Annotated in this window: 13 protein-coding genes; 8 read left to right on the top strand and 5 right to left on the bottom strand. The window is 67.4% G+C overall.

Annotation, left to right across the window (positions count from 1 at the left end):
* Positions 1 to 272: 272 nt before the first annotated feature.
* The 4 genes from WAS25_RS07185 to WAS25_RS07170 are packed head-to-tail and all read left to right on the top strand — an operon-like array spanning position 273 to position 7,884.
* Complete coding sequence (locus WAS25_RS07185; protein WP_422310836.1) at positions 273 to 1,448, top strand: TolC family protein; 1,176 nt, start codon at positions 273 to 275, stop codon at positions 1,446 to 1,448.
* Complete coding sequence (locus tag WAS25_RS07180; RefSeq protein WP_422310835.1) at positions 1,445 to 2,578, top strand: efflux RND transporter periplasmic adaptor subunit; 1,134 nt, start codon at positions 1,445 to 1,447, stop codon at positions 2,576 to 2,578. Before WAS25_RS07185 ends, WAS25_RS07180 begins: the two co-directional genes overlap by 4 nt.
* A complete protein-coding gene (locus tag WAS25_RS07175) occupies positions 2,568 to 5,720 on the top strand; it encodes an efflux RND transporter permease subunit (RefSeq protein ID WP_422310834.1) in 3,153 nt (1,050 codons plus the stop codon). Before WAS25_RS07180 ends, WAS25_RS07175 begins: the two co-directional genes overlap by 11 nt.
* On the top strand, positions 5,707 to 7,884 hold the full coding sequence (locus tag WAS25_RS07170) for a heavy metal translocating P-type ATPase (RefSeq protein ID WP_422310833.1): 2,178 nt from the start codon (positions 5,707 to 5,709) through the stop codon (positions 7,882 to 7,884). Before WAS25_RS07175 ends, WAS25_RS07170 begins: the two co-directional genes overlap by 14 nt.
* A 403-nt stretch (positions 7,885 to 8,287) precedes the next feature.
* Here the strand turns inward: WAS25_RS07170 and WAS25_RS07165 are convergent, their stop codons facing one another.
* Together WAS25_RS07165 and WAS25_RS07160 are read right to left on the bottom strand one after the other, a co-directional pair.
* A complete protein-coding gene (locus tag WAS25_RS07165; RefSeq protein WP_422310832.1) occupies positions 8,288 to 8,743 on the bottom strand; it encodes a helix-turn-helix transcriptional regulator in 456 nt (151 codons plus the stop codon).
* 58 nt (positions 8,744 to 8,801) lie between these two features.
* Positions 8,802 to 9,503: a recombinase family protein gene (locus tag WAS25_RS07160; protein WP_422310831.1), complete on the bottom strand. Its 702-nt coding sequence runs from the start codon at positions 9,501 to 9,503 to the stop codon at positions 8,802 to 8,804.
* A 65-nt stretch (positions 9,504 to 9,568) separates the two neighbouring features.
* On the opposite strand from WAS25_RS07160, the gene WAS25_RS07155 reads away from it, so the two are divergent.
* Genes WAS25_RS07155 through WAS25_RS07140 form a run of 4 tightly spaced genes read left to right on the top strand, consistent with a single transcriptional unit; the run spans position 9,569 to position 15,195 of the window.
* Positions 9,569 to 10,369, top strand: a complete 801-nt coding sequence (locus WAS25_RS07155; RefSeq protein ID WP_422310852.1) for a hypothetical protein — start codon at positions 9,569 to 9,571, stop codon at positions 10,367 to 10,369.
* Positions 10,366 to 11,505: an efflux RND transporter periplasmic adaptor subunit gene (locus tag WAS25_RS07150; protein WP_422310830.1), complete on the top strand. Its 1,140-nt coding sequence runs from the start codon at positions 10,366 to 10,368 to the stop codon at positions 11,503 to 11,505. Before WAS25_RS07155 ends, WAS25_RS07150 begins: the two co-directional genes overlap by 4 nt.
* Entirely contained in the window at positions 11,495 to 14,674 is a 3,180-nt protein-coding gene (locus tag WAS25_RS07145) for an efflux RND transporter permease subunit (protein ID WP_422310829.1), read from the top strand. Before WAS25_RS07150 ends, WAS25_RS07145 begins: the two co-directional genes overlap by 11 nt.
* 32 nt (positions 14,675 to 14,706) lie before the next feature.
* On the top strand, positions 14,707 to 15,195 hold the full coding sequence (locus WAS25_RS07140) for a hypothetical protein (RefSeq protein WP_422310828.1): 489 nt from the start codon (positions 14,707 to 14,709) through the stop codon (positions 15,193 to 15,195).
* 6 nt (positions 15,196 to 15,201) lie between these two features.
* On the opposite strand, the gene WAS25_RS07135 is transcribed toward WAS25_RS07140, so the two are convergent.
* From WAS25_RS07135 to WAS25_RS07125, 3 genes are all read right to left on the bottom strand, one after another.
* Positions 15,202 to 15,780: a PepSY-associated TM helix domain-containing protein gene (locus WAS25_RS07135; protein ID WP_422310827.1), complete on the bottom strand. Its 579-nt coding sequence runs from the start codon at positions 15,778 to 15,780 to the stop codon at positions 15,202 to 15,204.
* A 13-nt stretch (positions 15,781 to 15,793) separates the two neighbouring features.
* The gene (locus WAS25_RS07130) at positions 15,794 to 16,255 is read right to left on the bottom strand and encodes a DUF4920 domain-containing protein (protein ID WP_422310826.1); all 462 of its coding nucleotides are present in this window, start codon (positions 16,253 to 16,255) and stop codon (positions 15,794 to 15,796) included.
* 161 nt (positions 16,256 to 16,416) lie between these two features.
* The gene (locus tag WAS25_RS07125) at positions 16,417 to 21,300 is read right to left on the bottom strand and encodes a CxxxxCH/CxxCH domain c-type cytochrome (protein ID WP_422310825.1); all 4,884 of its coding nucleotides are present in this window, start codon (positions 21,298 to 21,300) and stop codon (positions 16,417 to 16,419) included.
* Between the last annotated feature and the right edge of the window lie 17 nt (positions 21,301 to 21,317).

Genomic DNA, 21,317 nt, shown 5'->3' with positions numbered 1-21,317 from the left:
AGTGCTCTGAAGGTGCACAAGATGACTGCGCCCCCATCTGCCACATCCTCTGTGCCGATGGCTGTGCCACCGTCCCCGTCCCAGACTCACCCGTTCCCCCAGCACCCGACCCGCTGCCACACCCCCGCTATGAGGCTGAGCGAGACGAAAACCTCGTCAGCCTGGTAGCCGAACCTGAGAAGGATCCCCCCCGGGTCTGAGAGATCCCAGCTCCGAAGCCACGGCTGGGCCTCGCCCTGCCGTGCCATCCAATCGAACCCCCTGAGGCTCCCATGCGATCTATCCTTCTCGGGGCGATGCCCTGCCTGCTCTTCGCGCAGGCGCCGCCCCTCTCCTACGACGACATAGTCCAACGGGCCCGGACCAGCCCCGAGCAGTTCCGGACCGAGGCCCTCCTCGCTGAACGCCACCGATCCCTGGCCAGCACGCGCGGCTTCCTGCGCGAGGGACCCGCCCTTGGCCTCTCCGCCGGGCCCCGCACGAACCCCATCGCTCCGACGACAACGGACCAGACCGTGGATCTGGACTTGCCGTTGTTCTTGTCGCAGGGCACCCGGAGCCGCCTGGAGGCTTCCCTCGGTCAGGCTGACCCCGCCCTTCGTGGCGCCGCCAAGATCGAGGCCCGGTTCCGTCTTCGCCAAGCCTACCTGGACGCCTGGCTGGCCGAGGAGGTGCTGCGCCTCCGCGAGATGGACCTCGCGACGGTGCAGGCGTGGTTCAAAGCCGCCCAGGTGCGGCTGGAGACCGGGGCCGACCCCGCGTTCCAGGTAACCCTGGTCGAAGGCGAGGTGCTCCGCGCCCAGGCGGATCTGGACGAGGCCCGCCGCCAGCGGCTGAACGCCTGGGCCGTGCTGCGGTCCCTGGCCGAGGTGCCCTCGGCGCCCACCATGCTGGCCGCCCCTGGGGATCCTTCCCTGCTACCCGTCGATGGCCTCCAGGCCAAGTTCGAGGCCAGCGCCCTGCGCCGAGCCATCCAGGATCGCCTGGACCTGGAGGAGCAGACCCTCCGGCACCAGGAGGCCATCGCCACCAGCCGATGGAGCCTCCGGGGCAGCTACGGCAAGGAGGGGGAAGACCGCATCGGCAAAGTGGGCTTCGCCTATCGCTTCTCCCGTCCGGGGGAAGGTCAGGCCGTCCGGCGGGAGACGGAGGCCGTCTTCCAGGCCACCAAGCGTGAGCTGGAGACGGCACTGCTGGAGCTGGATGCCCGCTTCCAATCCGCCTTGGCCCGGCTTCAGACCGCCACGCCGCCCTTGCCCTTCATGGGCTTCGAGCAGTCCCTCAAGGCCATCAGCTTGCGCCTCAGCGAGGGCAAGGAACGGCCCTCCGAGGCCCTGCCCATCCGCCGCCAGCTCCTGGAGGCGAAGGCTGCTTCCTACCGCCGCCTCCATGCCGCCCACCTTCTGTCCGCCGAAGTCCAGGCCCTCACCAACGGGGTGAACCCATGAACCAAGTCCTACGTCTTTCCCTGCTGACCCTCGCCCTGGTGGCCACCGTGGCCTGCGACCGCAAGGCCGCCGCGCCCGCTGAAACCAAGGAGGGCCACAAGGATGAGGCCGCCCATGGTGACGAGGCCATGCACCTCCCACTGAAGGACATCCGGGGCCTCCGCTTCCTCGTGGTCCCCGAGCCCAAGGCCGAGGGGGCGTGGTATCCCGCCGAGGCCATCGGGGACGAGTCCGCCCAGGCCATCCTCAGCAGCCCGGTGAAGGGTATCGTCTCGGCGATCCAGGTCCCGCCCGGCCAGCACGTCGCCGCCGGAGCCGGGTTGTTCACCATTCAGAGTCCAGAGCTGGCCCGACTGAAAGCTGACTGGCTGTCCACCCGTGCCAAGCGCGACCGCGCCGAGGGCGAACTGGCCCGCGAGCAGCGCCTCTTCGATGCCCAGGCCGGATCCCGGCGCGAACTGGAGGTCGCCAGGAGTGAAGCCGCCACAGCCCGCGCTGACGAGGAAGCGGCCCGCCTAGCCCTGGAGGCACGAGGACAGAACCCCGAGACCACGGGCGCCGTCCTGACAGTGAAGGCCCCGAAGGCGGGCACCGTCACCGCCTACAAGATCCAGCCCGGCCAGGGCGTCGAAGCCGGACAGGAACTGGGCAGCTTCCAGGCCGCTTCCGCCGCCATCGCCCGCCTGGAGCTGCCACTCCCCGCACCCCAGAACTGGCAGACCGGCGCCATGACCGAAGTCCGCAAGGGCGACGGCCAACGTTGGAAGGCGCGACTGGAGGGCACCCCCATGACCCTCACCACAGACACCCGACGCCTCAGCTACCGCCTGCGCCTGCTGGGCGGCCCACTCCCGCTCCCCGGCACGCCGCTGGAGGTCCATGTGCCTCTGGCAAAAACCGTGGTCCTCCCTCAGAGCGCCCTGCAACAGGTGGAAGGCACCTGGGGTGTCTTCGTGAAGGAGGGTGACGAGGCCATGTTCCGCCCCGTGCACCGGGGCCCCGAGTTCGGCACCGACGTGATGGTGCTCGACGGGGTGAAGCCCGGCGAGACCGTGGTCGGCGAGGGCGCCTACCTGCTGAAGTCCCTCCAGATCAAGCGCAAGAGCGGAGGGGAAGACCATGACCACTGAGCCGAATCTTCCGCAGGATCCGGACATTCCCCTCGATCCGGCTATGCCCGACGACCCCTACAAGGTCTACACGCCCCAGCACCGGACCCTGATCCGCCGCTGGTTTGACTGGATGCTCCCCCGCAAGGGGTGGGTCTTCGCCCTGGCCATGGTCTGGGGCGTCGCAGGGCTCGCCAGCTTCGCCACCCTGAAGCGCGACCTCTTCCCGGACCTCACTCTCCCCAGCCTCAACCTCCTCATCCAGAGCCCGGGACGGGCCGCCACGGAGCTGGAACTGACCGTGGCCCAACCGGTGGAACAGGCCATCGGTGGCCTTCCCGGCGTCAAGCGCGTGGTGAGCACCGTGCAGGCCGAAGTGGTCCAGGTCGTGGTGTCCTTCGAGGGCGACACAGATCCTTGGCGGGCCCGGCAGCTCGTGGCCGAACGCCTGGCAGGCATCATCGGCAACTTCCCCGAGGGGACCCGGGCCCCGCTCGTTTCCAGCGCCGCCGGGCGCCTCCAGGAGATCATGGAGATCGTGCTGGAAGGCCCCGCCACAGATCCCATGAAGTTGCGGGACCACACGGAGAAGGTCCTCATCCCCCGGCTACAGGCCGTCCCCGGCGTCGCCCGCGTGGAACGCCTTGGGGGGGAGGAGCGCCAGCTTCAGGTCATCGTCCAGCCCGAGCGCATGAGGCTCCAGGGCGTGAGTCTCACCCAGATCATCGACGCCATGGACGGCTCCCATCAGGACAGCGCCGCCGGGGTGATGGAGATCCAGGACAAGGGCTGGTTCATCACCGTTGGCAGCCTCGCGGCCTCGCCCGAGGCCGTGAAGAAGCTCCGACTGAAGACCCCCCGGGGAACGGTCCTCCTGGGCGATGTCGCTGAAGTTCGGGAAGGTGCTGGGTTCCGGCGCGGGCTCGCCCGGCACCAGGGCCACGAAGACGTGAGCCTTCGGGTGGTCCGACAGCCCACGGCGGAGACTCTGACCGTGTCCCAGGAGACCCGAAAGGCCCTGGACGAACTCCGCCAGAGTCTCCCGGAGGGCATGGAACTGACCCTCATGTATGACCAGGGAGGACTCGTCACCCACGCCCTCAACGGCGTTACCTTGGCCCTCCTGCTGGGCGGGCTCTTCGTGGCCGGGGTGCTCGTGCTCCTGCTGGGGAACCTCCGAGCGGCCCTGATCGTCATCGCCGTGCTGCCCTTGGCCACCCTCGGGGCGGCCATCCCCCTGAACGCCGCCGGTATGGGCCTCAATGCCATGACCCTGGGCGGCCTCGCCATCGCCGTGGGTCTCCTGGTGGACGCCGCCGTGATCATGGTGGAGAACCTCGCCCACCGACTGCATGAGCACCGGGATCACATCGAGCCCCGGCGCGTTGCCCTCACCCGGGCTGCCGCTGAAGTAGGGGTTCCTGTCCTCACGGCGGTGCTGGTCATCCTGGCGGTCTTCATTCCCCTGTTGGCCATCGGGGGCTTGGCGGGCAGGCTCTATGCGCCGCTGGCCGTCGCCATCGCCACGGCCATGACCCTCAGTCTGGTCTTGAGCTTCACCCTGGTGCCCGCCCTCGTGGAGCGGTTCCTGCCACCCGGTGCGCAGCTTGAAGAGCCCCGTCTGGTGGTGGCCCTGAAGCGCGTCTACCGCCCTGCCCTCGACTGGGCCATGGGCCATGGCGCCATTGTGCGGGTGCTGGCCCTGGGCCTGACCATCCCCAGCCTCTGGCTGGCCCTGCACCTGGGAAGCAACTTCCTGCCCAACCTGGATGAAGGCGCCCTCCTCCTCAACAGCATCCTGCCTGCGGAAACCAGCCTTGCCGCAGTGGATGAGGCCAACTTCCAGCTCGAACAGAAGCTCGTGAAGCTCCCCGGCGTCTCGTCCGTCTACCGCCGGACCGGGCGCTCCGAGTTGACCGAGGACCCCATGCCCCACACGATCTCTGACGTGCTGGTGGTGCTGGATGGCACCAAGCGGACCCCCGAAGTGCAAAAGGAGGTCGCTGAGATCTCCGAGGAACTGCCCTATCCAGTCGAACTGACCACGCCCATGCAGATGCGCATCGCCGAAGGCATCGGGGGCACTCCGGCAGACATCCAGGTGAAGCTCTTCCACCCAGATCTGGCCGCCCTGCAAGCCAAGCTCCCCGAGATTCAGGAATCACTGGCGAAGGTGCCGGGTGTCGCGTCCATTACCCCCGAAGGGGCGGGGGCTCTGCCGAAGTGGACTGTGGTTCCGGACGAAGACGCCCTGCGGCGCCTCGATGTCCCACGACCGCTGATCGTGAGGACCTTGAAGACGGCCCTCCAAGGCACCGAGACCTCGCCCCGGTTCGACGGCCCTCAGCGCATCGAACGGGTGGTCCGCTTCCCGGATGATGGCCGCACCAGCCCCGAGACCCTCAAGCGTCTACCACTTGTGCTCGACGATGGCCGCGTGGTGGAACTGGGTCAGGTCGCCCGCTTCGAGGAGGCCAGCACCCCTAGCCTGATCCGGCGTGAGTCGGCCCAGCGGCGCCTGGCCCTGAACGTCCGCACCACGGGCGACCTCGGTGGCACGGCGGATCGTCTGGAGAAGGCCCTGAAGGGCTTGACCCTGCCCAAGGGCACCGTCGTGAAGCTGGGTGGGAAGATTGAGGAGGCCCGGGAAACCCAAAAGCGGCTGGTAGTAGCCATCGGGGCCGCCCTGGCGCTGGTGGTCGGCCTGCTCTACCTAGCCCTGGGGCGCTGGCGAGAGGTCATGGTGGTCGTGCTGACCCTGCCGGACGCCTTCGCCGGGGGGCTCTTCGCCCTCTGGCTCGCGGGGGAGACCTGGAACATCAGCTCCATCGTGGGGATGATCGGCCTCTTCGGCGTCGCCGTGCAGAACAGCCTGGTGCTCATTTCCCAGGCCAAGCATCTGGTCGCCGCCGGGATGCCGTTCCACGAGGCCCTCAAGGAAGCGAGCCTGGGCCGCGTGCGCCCCAAGCTCATGACCGCCGGGAGCGCCATCCTTGGCCTCATGCCCATGCTGCTAGGCATCGGCGGGAGCGAACTGGAGCGCCCCCTGGCGATCGTCATGGTGGGCGGCCTCATCACCAGCACCCTGTTCACCTTGTTGGCCCTCCCGAGCTTCTATGCCTGGGTGGGGAAACCGAAGGAGACGGATCATGAGCACGCCTAAGCGATCCTTCAAGATCCACGGCATGGACTGCGCCGAGGAGATTGCTGTTCTCAAGCGTGAGGTGGGCCCGCTGGTAGGGGGTGAGGCAAACCTCGCCTTCGACCTGCTGAACGGGAAGATGATCCTCTCGGAGGGGGCCTCGGCCTCCTCCGAGGCGGTCCTCCAGGCCGTCCGTGCCACCGGTATGCAGGCTGAGGAATGGACTGAACAGCAGCCTGGGGATGGCCAGGGGCGCCCGCTTGCCCTGCGGGCCCGCACCGCCGCGACCATTCTCAGTGCCCTTCTGATCATGGCGGCCCTGGTTGTTCACGCGGCGGCAGGAGGAGGCTGGCTGACCGCACTTGGGTGGCGGGAGGCTGAAGGGGCCCACCACGTGCCACTGGCCTCTCGGATCCTCTATGCCATCGCGACTCTGGTGGCCACCTGGTTCATCCTACCCAAGGCGTGGTTGTCTGCCCGCCGCCTGAGGCCGGACATGAACTTGCTCATGACCGTGGCGGTGCTTGGCGCCATCGGCATCGGGGAGTGGCTGGAGGCTGCGTCGGTCGCTTTCCTGTTCGCGGTCTCCCTGGCCCTGGAAGCCTGGAGCTTGGGCCGCGCTCGCCGGGCCGTCCAGTCCCTGCTCAAGTTGACCTCCGAGACCGTCCACCTGCTTTCTGAGTGCGGATGCGGCGAACTTAAGGACGTTCCACCCGATCAGGTCAAGGTTGGCTCACGGTTCCAGATCCGCCCCGGAGAGCGGATCCCGCTTGATGGTCATGTGGTCGAAGGGGAAGGCGAGGTCAACGAAGCGTCCATCACGGGCGAGAGCCTGCCCAGCCCCAAAGCCCCAGGTTCATCGCTTTTCGCGGGTAGCATCAACGGCAACACCACGCTGGTAGGGGAGTCCACCCATCCTGCCTCTGACTCCGTGCTGGCTCGCATCATCCGAATGGTTGGTGAAGCACAGCACCGCCGTGCCCCTATGGAGCAGTGGGTAGACGGCTTCGCCCGGGTCTACACCCCGGTGGTCATGGGGTTGGCGATCCTGGTGTTGGTCCTCCCACCGCTGTTGAATCTCGGCACTTGGTCAGCATGGCTTTACCGGGCCCTGGTGCTGTTGGTGATCGCTTGCCCTTGTGCCCTGGTGATCTCCACCCCCGTGAGCATCGTGTCCGGGCTGGCATCGGCGGCTCGCCATGGGGTGCTCATCAAGGGCGGCGCTTTCCTGGAAGCGCCCGCCCACCTCAAGGCCATTGCCTTCGACAAGACCGGCACCCTCACCCGGGGCGTCCTTCAGGTGGAGCGCGTGGTTCCCCTTCATGGAGGCTCGGAACCAGCGGTGCTCCAGATGGCAGTGAGCCTGGAGGCCCAGACGGACCACCCTGTCGCCCGAGCCATCCTCGCCCACGCGAAGGATCAAGGGCTCCAACCCCTCCCTGTGACCGAGTTCGAGATCGTGCCCGGAAAAGGGGCGCGGGGCCGTGAGGGGGCGCAACGTATCTGGGCCGGTTCACCTCGTTGGGCAGAGGAACTGGGCCACGGTAGTCCCGCCCTCCAGGATGCCCTCCGGCAAGTGTCCGAGACCGGGGCCACGGTCATCCTGGTGGGTAACGAGGCTGGAACACAGGGCCTGATAGCCCTGGCCGACGGCGTCCGCGCCGAGAGCGCCGAGGTCCTCCGTCGCTTGAAAGAGGCCGGAGTCCAGCATCTAGTCATGCTTACCGGAGATCACCGGGCTGCTGCTGACCGAGTGGCCCGCGAGGTGGGTCTCTCGGAAGTGAAGTCAGAACTCTTGCCCGAGCAGAAGGTCCAAGTGGTCGAAGGGCTGGTCGAGACCTACGGCACCGTCGCCATGATCGGGGATGGAGTCAACGACGCGCCCGCCATGGCCCGCGCCACCATCGGCATCGCCATGGGGGCCGCCGGAAGCGATACCGCCATCGAGACCGCCGACATCGCACTCATGTCCGATGACCTCACCCGGCTTCCCTGGCTCATCGCCCACGCCCGGCGGACCTTGCGGATCATCCACCAGAACATCACCTTCGCCCTTGGGGTGAAGGCCGTGTTCGTCGTCCTCACTCTGGTGGGTCACGCATCCCTCTGGTCTGCCATCGCCGCCGACATGGGGGCCTCTTTGCTGGTGGTGTTCAACGCTCTGAGGCTGACACGGGAGGGGTGACGAAGTCACTCCGCCACACAACCAGAAGGCTGATGCCGAAAACCTTGTGGTGTATGTGTGGGGTGACCCCAGGGACACCTCCGCGAACCCGCACCACGACTAGCTCCACTAGCTTCGATACCTTTCTTGTGATTCCAGGTGTCGGGGGTTCGAGTCCCCTCAGTCGCCCCAGATTGAAGGCCCCGATAGCGAGTAGCTACGGGGCTTTCATTCGTATTGGAGGGCATAGACTCCCAGGCGAATCTTTAGAGAAAAAATGGCCATCAGGACCATCGAAAGTAGCTACTGGGGGGTCAGACGGTAACAAGAAGTGGAAGCCCCCTTTTGGCCCACCACCCCCGGTGGTGCTGGGTTTCCGGCAGTAGGTAGGGGGGGTGAGCCCCTTCCGCCCCTCCCGTTTCACCTACCGGTGGCGGGGGACGGGCTCCAGCCGAGCATCTATCCAGGCCACGAGGTCGGTCACCCGGTATAGAACCCTTCGCATCCCCATCTTGATAGCAGGCGGGCCCTCGTCGCGCATCCGCATCTGGGCCAGGGTGGACGGAGACATCCCCAAGAACTTCGCGGCCTCCTTGATCCCGATACAGTGGCGCTCCACATCCGTAGGCACCGGCTGCACCAATGATGGCCGCGCCTCCATAGACGAGAAGACCCCAAGGACCATCGCCTCCAAGGAGGTGAGCCGCTCCCGGATCGTTCTCAGCTCGGTGTGGAGGTCGGCCAAGCTGTTGGCCTTCTCGATCCAGGCGACCTTCCGCTCTATGGCGGCCCTCGCCTCCTCCAACCTGCGGCGTGAGACTTCAGCAGGGTCCCCGCCGTGGGCGGGGGCGGAGTAGTAGGTTCGGTGTCGTGGGCTCATCGGCGTCCTCCTGGTGGATGAGGACAGCACGTTCACCCAAGACCAGCAGGGCCGTCAATCACTTGGACGCCTGGGCCGTCCTATCCACCCGGCTCACCATCCGCTGGACCTGGAACGGTCCGAAGGGCTTGCCCTTGCGGTTCAAGTGGCCCTGTTCCGCCAGGGCCCGGCTCGTCTGCCTGTAGCTATGACCGGATGCTCGGAGTTCGCGGGCGAGGCAGACAACCGCCTGCTCCTTGGAGTTCTTGCGGACGAGCTGGCCCGCCCGGCTATATCCGAAGGGGACCCGGCCCCCGATGTAGCGTCCCTGCCGCTGGAGATGGCGGAGCGCCAGACTCGTCCGCTCGGAGATCAGGTCGCGCTCGAACTCCCCGAGGACGGCCAGGAGCCTGAACAGCATCCGCCCCGCCGCCGAGGTCGTGTCCAGGGCTTCGGTCAGGGAGACCAAGTCCACGCCACGCCTCTCCAGGTCCTCGGCGATCAGGATGGTGTCCTTGGTGGAACGGGCCAAGCGGCTCAGGCTGTAAACTACGACCACACCGCCACGCCGGACCCTGGCCAAGACTTGTTGCAGACCTGGGCGGTTCTTCATGGCCTTGCCCGAGATTCCGGCGTCCTCGACGATCCCTTCCAACTCGTAGCCGTGATCATCGGCCCAGCGCCTGATCTTGTCCTTCTGGGCGTCCAGGCTGACCCCGTCTCGGACCTGACCGTCGGTGCTCACCCTGATGTAGCCGAGGGCCTTCTTGTCACTTTTCATGTCCTTTTCCGTCCCTAAGAGAGGCCGCCAGGACCGAGGCTAAGTTCCAACTCCGCCGAGCCTACCTGGACGCCTGGCTGAGTGAACGTCTGCTGCAGCTCCGCGAGACAGATGTCGCCACCGTCCAGACCTGGCTCAAGGCCGCCCAGGCGCGCCTGCAGGCGGGTGCGGATGCGGGGTTCCAGGTCAGCCTGGTGGAAGGCGAGGTCCTCCGTGCCCAAGCCGATCTCGACGAGAGCCGCCGACAACGTCTGAATGCCTGGGCCACCCTTCGCACCGTTGCGGATGTCCCTGGCGGCCCCGTCCCCCTGGCTGACCCCGGCGATCCGCTACCCCTTCCTGCCGCCGGTCTTGCGGCCAAGTTCGAGACCAGTGCCCTGCGACGGGCCATCCAGAGCCGACTGGAGCTTGAGCAGCGGGCACTGCTGCACCAAGAGGCCGTGGCCACCAGCCGCTGGAGCCTCCGGGGAAGCTACGCCCGGGAGGGCGAGGAGCGCATCGGCAAGGTCGGACTGGCCTACCGTTTCGCCCGACCCGGTGAGGGCCAGGCCCTCCGACGCGAGACCGAAGCCACCCTCCAGGCCACCCAGCGTGAGCTGGAGGTGGCTCTGCTGGAGCTGGACGCCCGCTTTCAGTCTGCGTTGATCCGACTGCAGACAGCCACGGCCCCCATGCCCTTCAAGGGCTTCGACCTGTCCCTCAACGCCGTCAGCATGCGCCTCAGCGAAGGCAAGGAGCGGCCCTCGGAGGCCCTCCCCATCCGCCGCCAGCTCCTGGAGGCCCAGGCCGCATCCAATCGCCGCCTCCAAGCCGCCCACCTTCTCACCGCCGAACTCCAGGCCCTCACGGCCGAGGTGAACCCATGAATCAAGCCCTTCGACCCACCCTGCTGATCCTTGCCCTGACCGCCATGGTTGCCTGTAATCGCAATCCCCACCCACCCTCCGAAGCCAAGGGAGCCCACGAGGAAGCAGGTGTCCACGCCGAGGACGGTGCCCACCTTCCTCTGAAGGACATCCGGGGGCTCAGCTTCCTGGTGGTCCCCGAGCCAAAAGCGGGGGGGGCGTGGTTTCCCGCCGAAGCAGTGGGCGACGAGTCCGCCCAGGCGATGCTCAGCAGTCCGGTCAGAGGCATTGTCTCGGCCATCCTCATCTCGCCGGGAAGGCCCGTGGGCGCCGGGGTCGGCCTCATCACCCTCCAAAGCCCTGAACTGGCCCGGCTCAAGGCCGACTGGCTCTCCAGCAAGGCGAGACGCGAACGCACCGAGGCCGAACTGGCTCGCGAGCAGCGGCTCTTCGAGGCCCTAGCCGGCTCCCGGCGAGAGCTGGAAGCCGCCCGGAGTGAGGCCACCACGGCCAGGGCGGATGAGGAAGCCGCTCGGCTCGCCCTGGAGGCCCGGGGCCAGCATCCGGAAACCGCCGGCGCCGTCTTGACCGTGAAGGCCCCGAAGGGCGGCTCGGTCACGGCGTACAAGATCCAGCTCGGCCAGGGCGTCGAGGCGGGGCAGGAGCTGGGCAGCTTCCAGTCCGCGTCCGCCGCCATCGCCCGCCTGGAACTGCCTCCACCCGCCCCAGAAGGCTGGCGCCCCGGGGCCATCACCGACGTTCGCCGGAGCGACGGTCAGCACTGGAGGGCCCAGCTAGAGGGCACACCCACCACGCTCACTACCGACACTCGACGACTCAGCTACCGCCTGCGCCTTCTGGGCGGTTCGCTGCCCCTCCCTGGCACATCACTGGAGGTGAGGGTGCCACTGGAGAACGCCGTCTATCTGCCCCAGGCGGCCCTTCAGCAGGTGGAGGGACGCTGGGGTGTCTACGTGGTGAACAAGGAAGAAGCCGTGTTCCGGCCCGTCAAGCGCGGGTTGGATGTGAAGGACGAGGTGCTGGTAGTGGAAGGGGTGAAGCCCGGGGAGACCGTCGTGACCGAAGGTGCCTACCTCCTCAAGGCGTTCCAGCAGAAGCGAGCCCAGCCTGAAGCGGGAGGTGGCCATGGCCACTGATCCAAGCCTCCCGAACGGGCCCGACATCCCCCTCGATCCGGCGATGCCGCATGACCCCGACGCGGTCTACACCCCTCAGCATCGAACCCTGATCCGCCGCTGGTTCGACTTGCTCCTTCCCCACAAGGGATGGGTGTTTGCGCTCAGCCTCGTCTGGGGACTGGCGGGCGTGTTCACCTTCGGCAACCTCAATCGCGACCTCTTCCCGGACATGAACCTGCCCATCCTCAGCGTGCTCATCCAGAGTCCTGGCCGTGCCACGCCGGAACTGGAGCTGTCCGTGGCCCAGCCCACCGAGCAGGCCCTGGGCGGGATGTCCGGGGTCAAGCGCGTCGCGACGACAGTGCTGCCCGAGCTGGTCCAAGTGGTAGTGACCTTCGATGGGGACACGGATCCCTGGCGGGCGCGACAACTGGTGGCCGAGCGATTGACCGGGGTGATCGGGAGCTTCCCGACCGGCACCCGTCCGCCCCTGATGTCCAGTGCGTCAGGCCGCCTACAGGAACTGATGGAAGTAGTACTGGAAAGCGAAAGGGTGGACCCCATGAAGCTCAGGGACTACGCCGAGCAGGTGCTGGGGCCCAGGCTCCAAGCCCTCCCCGGCGTGGCCCGAGTGGAGCGCCTTGGGGGACAGGAGCGGTCCCTCCAGATCACGCTGATCCCCGAGAAGGTCCGCAGCCTGGGGGTCGGCCTGGACCGCGTGATGGCGGCCCTGGAGCAAAGCCATCAGGACACGGCGACGGGAGTGCTGGAGATCCAGGACAAGGGTTGGTTCATGACCGTGGGCAGCCTCGCCGCGACCCCGGATGACGTGCGTCGGCTCCCTGTGCAGGCCGCCAAGAGTGTGGTGACCCTGGGCGAAGTCGCCGAGGTCCGGGAGGCCCCGGCCTTCCGCCGGGGACTGGCGCGGCATGACGGCCATGAGGATGTGAGCATGAGGGTGGTGAAACAGCCCACCGCAGCCACCCTGGAGGTGGCCGAGGGTGTGCGCGCCGCCGTGGTCGAACTCAAGAAGGGCCTCCCGGAGGGAATGCGCCTGGAGGTGATCTACGACCAGGGGCGTCTCGTCACCCGCGCCCTGAACGGCGTGACCCTGGCGCTGCTGGTGGGCGGGATCTTCGTGGCCATTGTTCTCGTGGTCCTCCTCGGGAACCTCCGGGGAGCCTTGCTGGTGCTGGCTGTGCTTCCCCTGGCCACCTTCGGGGCCGCGATCCCTTTACACTTCGCCGGGCTGGGCCTCAACGCCATGACCCTCGGCGGCCTCGCCATCGCCGTGGGCCTCCTGGTGGATGCCGCTGTGATCATGGTGGAGAACCTCGCCCACCGACTGCACACACACAGGGAGCAGGAGGAGCCCCGCCGCGTGGCCCTCACCCGGGCCGCCGCCGAGGTCGCCACGCCCATCCTCATCGCCGTCCTGGTGATCCTGGCCGTCTTCATCCCCCTGCTGTCCATGGGCGGCATCGCGGGCAAACTCTACGCGCCCTTGGCGGTCGCGGTGGCCTCGGCCATGACCATCAGCTTGGTGCTGACCTTCACCCTGGTGCCCGCGCTGGTGGAGCGGTTCCTGCCCCCCGGCACCTCCCTGGACGAACCCCGGTTCGTTACGGTCATCAAGCGGATCTACGAGCCTGCCCTCGACTGGGCCCTGCACCACGGCCCCCTGGTGCGCGTGCTGGCCCTGGGCCTCACGGTCCCCAGCCTCTGGCTAGCGATCCACCTTGGCACCAACTTCCTGCCCACGTTGGATGAGCGGGCCTTCATGCTCCTATCCAAGGTCCCTGCGGGAAGCAGCCTGGAGGCTGTCGATCAGGCCAACGCACACCTGGACGCCCGCCTGAAGACCATCCCGGGTGTGGAATCCGTCTATCGCCGAAGCGGGCGTGCCGAGGTCACCGAAGACCCCTGCCCCATCACCGACAGCGAGATCATGGTGATTCTGAAACCCGAGGCTGATGAGCGCACCGTTGGTCGGGAGGTCATGGAGGCTGCCGAAGCCATGCCCTTCCCCGTGGAGGTGAACACTCCCATGCAGGAGCGCATCGCCGAGGGCATTGGCGGCACGCCAGCCGACATCCAGGTGAAGGTCTTCAGCCGTAACCTGGAGGCCCTTCGGTCGGTGATTCCGGAACTCCGGGAACGGCTCATGAAGGTCGAAGGCGTCCGCAGCGTGACCCCTGACACGCCAGACCCAATGCCCCGTTGGCGACTGGTGCTCGACGAGGAGGCCCTGCGACGCCTGGGCGTCCTCCGTCCCTTGGTCACGAGGACGCTTCAGGCTGCCCTCCAGGGCCTCCCCTCCGAGATCCGCTTCGAGGGCCCCCAGCGCATCGAGCGCATGGTCCGCTTCCCGAACGACGGGCGAACGAGTCCCGAGACACTGAAGGGCACACCCTTGGTCCTGGATGATGGCCGGGCCCTGACGCTCGGTCAGGTAGCCCACTTCGAGGAAGCTTCCACGCCAACCCTGGTCCGGCGAGAGTCGGGTCAGCGGCGCATCGGCCTCAACATCCGGACCTCTGGCGACCTCGGTGGCACGGCGAAGCGCATCGAGTCGGCCCTGGAAGGTGTGAAGCTCCCCGAGGGCGCCTTCATCAAGCTGGGCGGGAAGATCGAGGAGGCCCGGGAAACCCAGAGGCGCCTGGGCCTCGCCATCGTGGGCGCCCTGACGCTGGTGGTGGGGCTGCTCTACATCGCCCTGAAGACCTGGCGGGAGGTGCTGGTGGTGCTCGCTACCCTGCCGGACGCCTTCGCGGGCGCCCTCTTCGCCCTGTGGCTGGCCGGGGAGACCTGGAACATCAGCTCCATCGTGGGGATGATCGGGCTCTTCGGAGTGGCGGTGCAGAACAGCCTGGTGCTCATCACCCAGGCCAAGAGCCTGATGGCACAGGGCCTCCCCTTCGAGGCCGCCCTGCGGGAAGCCAGCCTGGGCCGCGTGCGCCCCAAGCTCATGACCGCCGGGGCCGCGATCCTCGGCCTGATGCCCATGCTGTTCGGTTTCGGCGGCTCCGAGTTGGAGCGCCCCCTGGCCATCGCCATGGTGGGTGGCCTCGTCACCAGCACCTTGTTCACCCTGCTGGCGTTGCCGAGCTTCTACGCCTGGGTGGGGACGCCGAAGCCTGTGGCCGGAGGCGAGAGCCCATCGGATAAGGGCTGGATTCGGCTGTAACAATCAGGCACCTTACCCACTCCGGAGGTGTCATGTATCCACGCAGGTCTCATCGTGATCATCTGATCCCCGCGTTTGCACTCTCTGTGCTGCTGTCGGTCCCCTCTTTCGCCGCCAAGAAGCCCCCCAAAACCCCCACGGGCACGAAGGTCTACGCCGGCGCATCCTTCGACATCTACGTCACCCACAAGGAATCCAAACCCTTCGCCCAGACGGGCTGGGTGCTGTCGATCTTCGAATCCACGGTGGTCGTCCACCACACGCGCAAGCACGGCCGTCAACTCAAAGGCGGCCGAGTGGAGGCCATCGACGCGGACCTGCTGGATCCGTCGATGTGGCAAGTCGGAGACTTTGACGGCGATGGGTTGGACGACTACCGCTCGGTGAGTCAGATTACCAAGAAGGGGTGCCGCATCTGGGCCACCCAGACCTGGCTGCCCGACAAGGAGCGCTTCACATCTTCTGCGAAGATCGCCTACCAGACCGATGCCAGCGGCAAGCCGGTGAAGACCTGCCGGTAGGGTGCGTCAGCGCAGAAACGCCCACCAGAACCAGTAGATCAGCGGTATGGCGCACCCGAGGCCCGTCAGCCAGGCACCCCTGCCAGTGATGCCGTTCGGTCCGCGCAGGATGAACAACCCGGTGATACCCAGGGTCAACAGGCCCAGCGCGTAGAGATCGGCAAGGTAGGTCCACGCCTGCTTGGGCGCATTGATGTGCAGTCGGTTGAACGCGTAGAGCACCGGCCGGGGCTGCACCGCTTCGTAGAGCACCCGACCCGTGGGCAGGTCGACGGAATACTTGCCCTGCTTCATGAACACATCGAGCGTGTCTTGGTCAGGCTGGAAGGAGGTCCGGGGCTGTTCGGTGACCTTTAGCCGCTCCAGCAGCATCCGTGTCAGCTCCTCCTCAGACAGTTCGCCAGGCAGAGGGCCGACGTCACGCCAGACCTGGACCACCCGGTAGTTTGGATTCCAGTCGGCCATGTGGTTGATGGCCAATCCGGAGACGGCATAGAGCACCGTCAAGCCGGCGGCCAGATAGCCGATATCCCGGTGCAGGGCGCGGTTCCACCGGCGCCAAGGTATGCGGGCGAGTGGTTTCAACGCGGCTGGCGAGCTAGTTGAGGACGTCGGCGCCCAGGCCGTCCAGCCGGACGACCTTCATGGGGCCTTTGATCTTGGCGGGATCGAACTTCCGGTTGAGGGCCTTGGCCTCGATTGGACACATGTCCTTCTGTTCCTGCTCGGTGATCACCTTGACCGAGATGATGCCCTCGGCCACGGCCACCTTGCCCAGGGCATCTGCCGGAAAGACAATCACGCCGTCATCAACCTTGAACTGCAACTCCTGGAATTTCTTGTCGCCCTTCAGGTTCAGGAAGCAGCCGCGCTCCGCGCAGACATTGGTCACCGCGCCGCGCACCTTCACGGTCTTCCCTGCGAACTTCTCGGGGTTGGCGAGGATGTCACTGATCTTGGTCTCTTCCTTGACCGTGAACTGTTTGCCGTAGTGGACGGGGCCTGCGGCCATGAGTAGGGCAGGAACCAGGAGAAACGGGAGCGCGTGGAACAGCTTCATGGAAGACTCCGGTGTGGGTTGTAAACTTCGCAGCCAAGTTTACCCAACTATCCTCTTCGCCCACCGCCTTCGGTCCCTCCCGGGCAGGACCGGAAGCGCACTTGGCACAGCGACTAGCCCCGCCGAGGGGGTGAGCCGGTGTGGATCGAGGGCGGTTACGCTCAATTCCAGACAAAGCTGCCGGTCGTGTGGGTCTTCCCATGACAGCTGAGGGCGCAGCCCCCGCGGCCGATGGTGGCGTTCACGGTGTAGGTCATGGCCCCGGTGGCTGGCTGCGACCCACCGCCGAACTTGATGGTGTCGCTGGAGAGCTGGTCCGGGCTGACGCGGACCGCTGAGGTGTCCAGGTACTTGAAGTGATTGATGGCACCCTGCTTGGCCTGAGTCATGTCATGGCAGTAGTTGCAGGTCTGGTTGTGATCATTGGGATTGTTGTGGCGACCGGTGGCGTCGTTGTACTGGGTCGCGGTCCCCGACGTGATCTTGTGGCAGGCGATGCAGTAGGTGGTGGCATTCACGGTCATGGTCCCACTCTGCCAGCCGGGCGTGGTCTGGCCGCCGTGGCAGCTGATGTTGGAGCAGGTGAAGGCGGTGGCGCTGGCCACAGTCCCTGCCGTTCCGGACTTGGCGTTGAAGGTGGGGTCGATGGACACGGAGGCGGGGCCTGCCACGGGGTGGCCCGCGAGGCGCTTGTTGGCGTTGCTGTAGTGGGTATTGGCCGGATCACCAGGCACCGAGCCCACGTGGCAGGCCTCACAGACTGAAGCGGTCATGGAGGCAGGCAGGGCCGGTGTGGTCCGGGTGAAGGTCAGCAGGGAGAGGTGAGTGGGGTGCGCGCCCTGGAGGTTCGGCCAGGCGTTGCCCGTGGGTCCCTGGGTCTTGAAGTTGGCGCCCACATGGCAGGACAGGCAAGTGCCGGCCCCGGTGGCCACTGCGGTGGGATCCGCCAAGGAGTGGCACACGTTGCAGGTGGGGCCTGACTTGGTGGACACGCCGCCCAGGTCATGGCAGGCGGCGCACTCGCTGTTGAAGTCGGCGAGGGTGACGGTCTGGTGCTGGTTGCCACCGGAGCTGAGGTCCGTATAGAGGTACGGTACCGGGTGGGCCACGCCGGAGCCCTTGGGCATGGCCCAGTGGTTGTTGGCATCGGTGTGGGTCATGCTGTGGCAGGTGAGCGCGCAGCCGCCGTCCCCTTCAGGGTAGGTGGCATTGATGGTGTAGGTGGCAGCTCCAGTAATGGGGTAAGTGGCGTTGTTCAGGGTGTACTTGATGGTGGTGCTGGGCAGCTTGTTGGTGCTGCTGACGGCGGTGGTGTTCAGCTCCGCGAAGTGGTTCTGGGCACCGGGGGTCGCCAGGGTCATGTCATGGCAGATCCGGCAGTCCAGGGTGCCCGAGGTGGAGTGGGTGCCCCAGGCATGGCGACCGATGGCGTCGTTGTATTGGGAGGGCGTCGTGCCGTAGTTGATGGCGTGGCAGGCGGTGCACTGGGTGGTGGAGACGATGCTACCCGTGCGCCAGTTGGGTGTGACCAGGCCGCCGTGGCAGCTGGTGCTGGAACAGGTGAGCGCGGCGACACTGAAGCCTGCCACGCCCCCGCTCTGGGCATTGAAGGTGGCGTCGATGCTGACGGTCGCGGGCCCCGTGGGGGGTGCGACGCGGGCGTTGGCGGCGTCGTAGTGGGTGGTGGTGCCTGTGCCCGCATTGGCGTGGCATGTATTGCAGGTCAGGGTCGTGGGCAGGGCCATGTGCTTGTCGTGGGCACCCACGATGTTCGGGTAGGTGACCCCGGTGGGGCCTGTGGGCAGGCCGGGCGCGCCCACGTGGCAGGAGAGGCAGGTGCCGGCGCCGGTGGCGACCTGGGTGGGGTCGGCCAGGGCGTGACAGATGTTGCAGGCGGGCGCGGTGGCCAGGGGTGAGGTACCGCTGGTGGCGTGGCATGTGGCGCAGGTGGCCGTAAAGATGCCCGAGGTGGTGGTCAAGTGGGCATTGCCCTGGTTGTCCGTCTGCCCTGCGTAGAAGGGGATGGGGTGGGTGGCGCCGGAGGAGGTCCAGGTGTTGAACGCGGCGGTGTGAATGTGAGTGTGGCAGGTGAGGGCGCAGCCGCCGTTGCCCTGGGTGGCACTGTTCACGGTATAGGTGCGGGCCCCGGTGACGAGGGCGGGGTTGAAGACGATGGTGCCGCTGGGCATCTGGTCCGCTGGGCTTCCAGTGGCGACGCCATCCACGGCCGTGGTGTTCAGGTACTTGAAGTGCGCCAGGGCGCCGATGGAGCCGTTGGCCATGTTGTGGCAGGTGGTGCAGGCGATGGCGTTGGCGGCGTTGGTCGCATTGTGCGAACCCAGGCTGTGGCGACCGAAGGCGTCGTTGTACTGGGCGGTGGTGGCGGCGGAACCAGCCACGCCATGGCAGGCCGTGCACTGGGTGGCGCTGTTGAGCGTGCCCACCTGCCAGCCGGGCGTGGCCTGGCCGCCGTGGCAGCTCACGTTCGAACAGGTGAGCGTGGCGGGTGTGAAGGTGGGGTTCCCGCTCTTGGCCTTGAAGGTGAAGTCCACGGAGACGGAGGCCGGTGAGGTGGGTGTGCCGATCCGGGTATTGGCATTGGTGTAGTGCGTGGCGGTGCCCGCGCCGCTGCCCGCGTGGCAGGCGTCGCAGGTCAGGGTCGTGGCCAGGTTCATGTGCTTGGCGTGGGCCCCGGCGATGCTGGGGAAGGTGGTGCCCGTGGGGCCCTTGGGTAGGCCGGAGGCGCCGGTGTGGCAGGACAGGCAGGTGCCCGTCCCCGTGGCCACCACGGTGGGGTTCGCCAGGGTGTGGCACTTGGAGCAGAGCGGGGCCCCAGCCACCGGCGAGGTGCCAGTGTGGGCATGGCAGTTGGCGCAGTCCGCCGTGAACTTGGCGGCCGTGACGTTGAGGTGCCCATTGCCCTGGGTGTCGGTCTGCCCGGTCAGGAAGGGGATGGGGTGCGGCACACCGGCGGAGGTCCACTCATTCACCGCCGCCGCATGCACGTGGGTGTGGCAGGTGAGGGCGCAGCCGCCGTTGCCCTGGGTGGCGCCGGTCACCGTGTAGGTGCCGGGCCCCGTGACGATGGCGGGATTGAAGACGATGGTCCCGCTGGGCAGCTGGTCCGCCGGTGTGCCGGTGGCCACGCCGTCCACGGCCGTGGTGTTCAGATACTTGAAGTGGGCCAGGGCCCCGGCCGAGCCATTGCCCATGTTGTGGCAGGTGGTGCAGGCGATGGCGTTGGCGGCGTTGGTGGCATCGTGGCTGCCCAGGCTGTGGCGCCCGAAGGCGTCGTTGTACTGCGTGGCCGCGGCCGCGGTGGTGGCCACCCGGTGGCACGCGGTGCACTGGGACAGGCTGTTGATCGTGCCGGTGGTCCAGTTGGGCGTCGCCTGGCCGCCGTGGCAGCTCACGTTCGAGCAGGTCAGGGAGGCCGGAGTGAAGGTGGACGCGCCGGTCTTGGCGTTGAAGGTGGCGTCGATGGCCACGGCTCCCGGCGCTGCGGGGGTGCCGTGCCGGTAATCGGCGTTGGTGTAGTGGGTGGCCGTGCCCGTGCCGCTGCCGGCGTGGCAGGTGTTGCAGGTCGTGGCCGTGCCCAGGGTCAGGTGCTTCACGTGGGCGCCGGCGATGCTCGGGAAGGCGGTGCCGCCAGGTCCCTGCGGCAGACCGGAAGTTCCAGCATGGCAGGACAGGCAAGTGCCCGCGCCTGTGGCCAGGACGGTGGGGTTAGCCAGCTTGTGGCAGACGTTGCAGAGGGGCGCCGTCGCCATGGGGGCGGTGCCGCTGTGCGCGTGGCAGGCGGAGCAGTCCGCGCTGAAGGTGGCGGCGGTGGCATTCAGGTGGCCGTTGCCCTGGGTGTCGGTCTGTCCTGTGAGGAACGGGACGGGATGTGGCGACCCGCTGGCCGTCCAGGTGTCAAAGGTCGGGACGTGGATGTGGGTGTGGCAGGTGAGGGCGCAGCCGCCGTTGCCCTGGGTGGCGCCGGTCACGGTGTAGGTGCCGGGCCCCGTGACGATGGCGGGATTGAAGACGATGGTCCCGCTGGGCAGCTGGTCCGCCGGCGTACCGGTGGCCACGCCGTCGACGGCCGGGGTGGTCAAGTACTTGAAGTGCGCCAGGGCCCCGGCCGAGCCATTGCCCATGTTGTGGCAGGTGGTGCAGGCGATGGCGTTGGCGGCGTTGGTGGCATCGTGTGTGCCCAGGCTGTGGCGGCCGAAGGCGTCGTTGTACTGGACGGCGGCGGCCGACGTGGTCACCCCGTGACAGGCGGTGCACTGGGACAGACTGTTGATTGTGCCGGTGGTCCAGCTGGGCGTCGCCTGGCCGCCGTGGCAGCTCACGTTCGAGCAGGTCAGGGAGGCCGGGGTGAAGGTGGACGCGCCGGTCTTGGCGTTGAAAGTGGCGGCCATCGCCACGGCCCCGGGGGCAGCGGGGGTGCCGGTCCGCGTGTTGGCGTTGGCGTAGTGCGTGGCGGTACCGGCCCCGTTCCCGGTGTGGCAGGCATCGCAGGTCAGGGTTGTGGCGAGGTTCATGTGCTTGGCGTGGGCCCCGGCGATGCTGGGGAAGGCCGCGCCTGTGGGGCCCTTGGGCAGGCCGGAGGGGCCCGCGTGGCAGGACAGGCAGGTGCCCGCCCCCGTGGCCACCACGGTGGGGTCGGCCAGCGTGTGGCACTTGGAGCAGAGCGGAGCCCCAGCCACCGGCGAGGTGCCCGTGTAGGCGTGGCAGCTGGCGCAGTCAGCCGTGAACTTGGCGGCCGTGTTGTTGAGGTGCCCATTGCCCTGGCTGTCGGTCTGCCCGGTCAGGAAGGGGATGGGATGCGGCACACCGCTGGTGGTCCAGGCGTTCACGGCGGCGGTGTGGACGTGGGTGTGGCAGGTGAGGGCGCAGCCGCCGTTGCCCTGGGTGGCGCCGGTCACTGTGTAGGTGCCGGGCCCCGTCACGATGGCCGGGTTGAAGACGATGGTCCCGCTGGGCAGCTGGTCCACCGGCGTGCCGGTGGCCACGGCGTCCACGGCCGTGGTGTTCAGATACTTGAAGTGCGCCAAGGCACCAGCCGAGCCGT

Source organism: Geothrix sp. (genome assembly GCF_049292215.1).
In the GTDB taxonomy this organism is placed as follows: domain Bacteria; phylum Acidobacteriota; class Holophagae; order Holophagales; family Holophagaceae; genus Geothrix.
The sequence above is the reverse complement of the archived record's forward strand: the minus strand, read 5'-3'. Positions and strand labels throughout refer to the sequence as shown.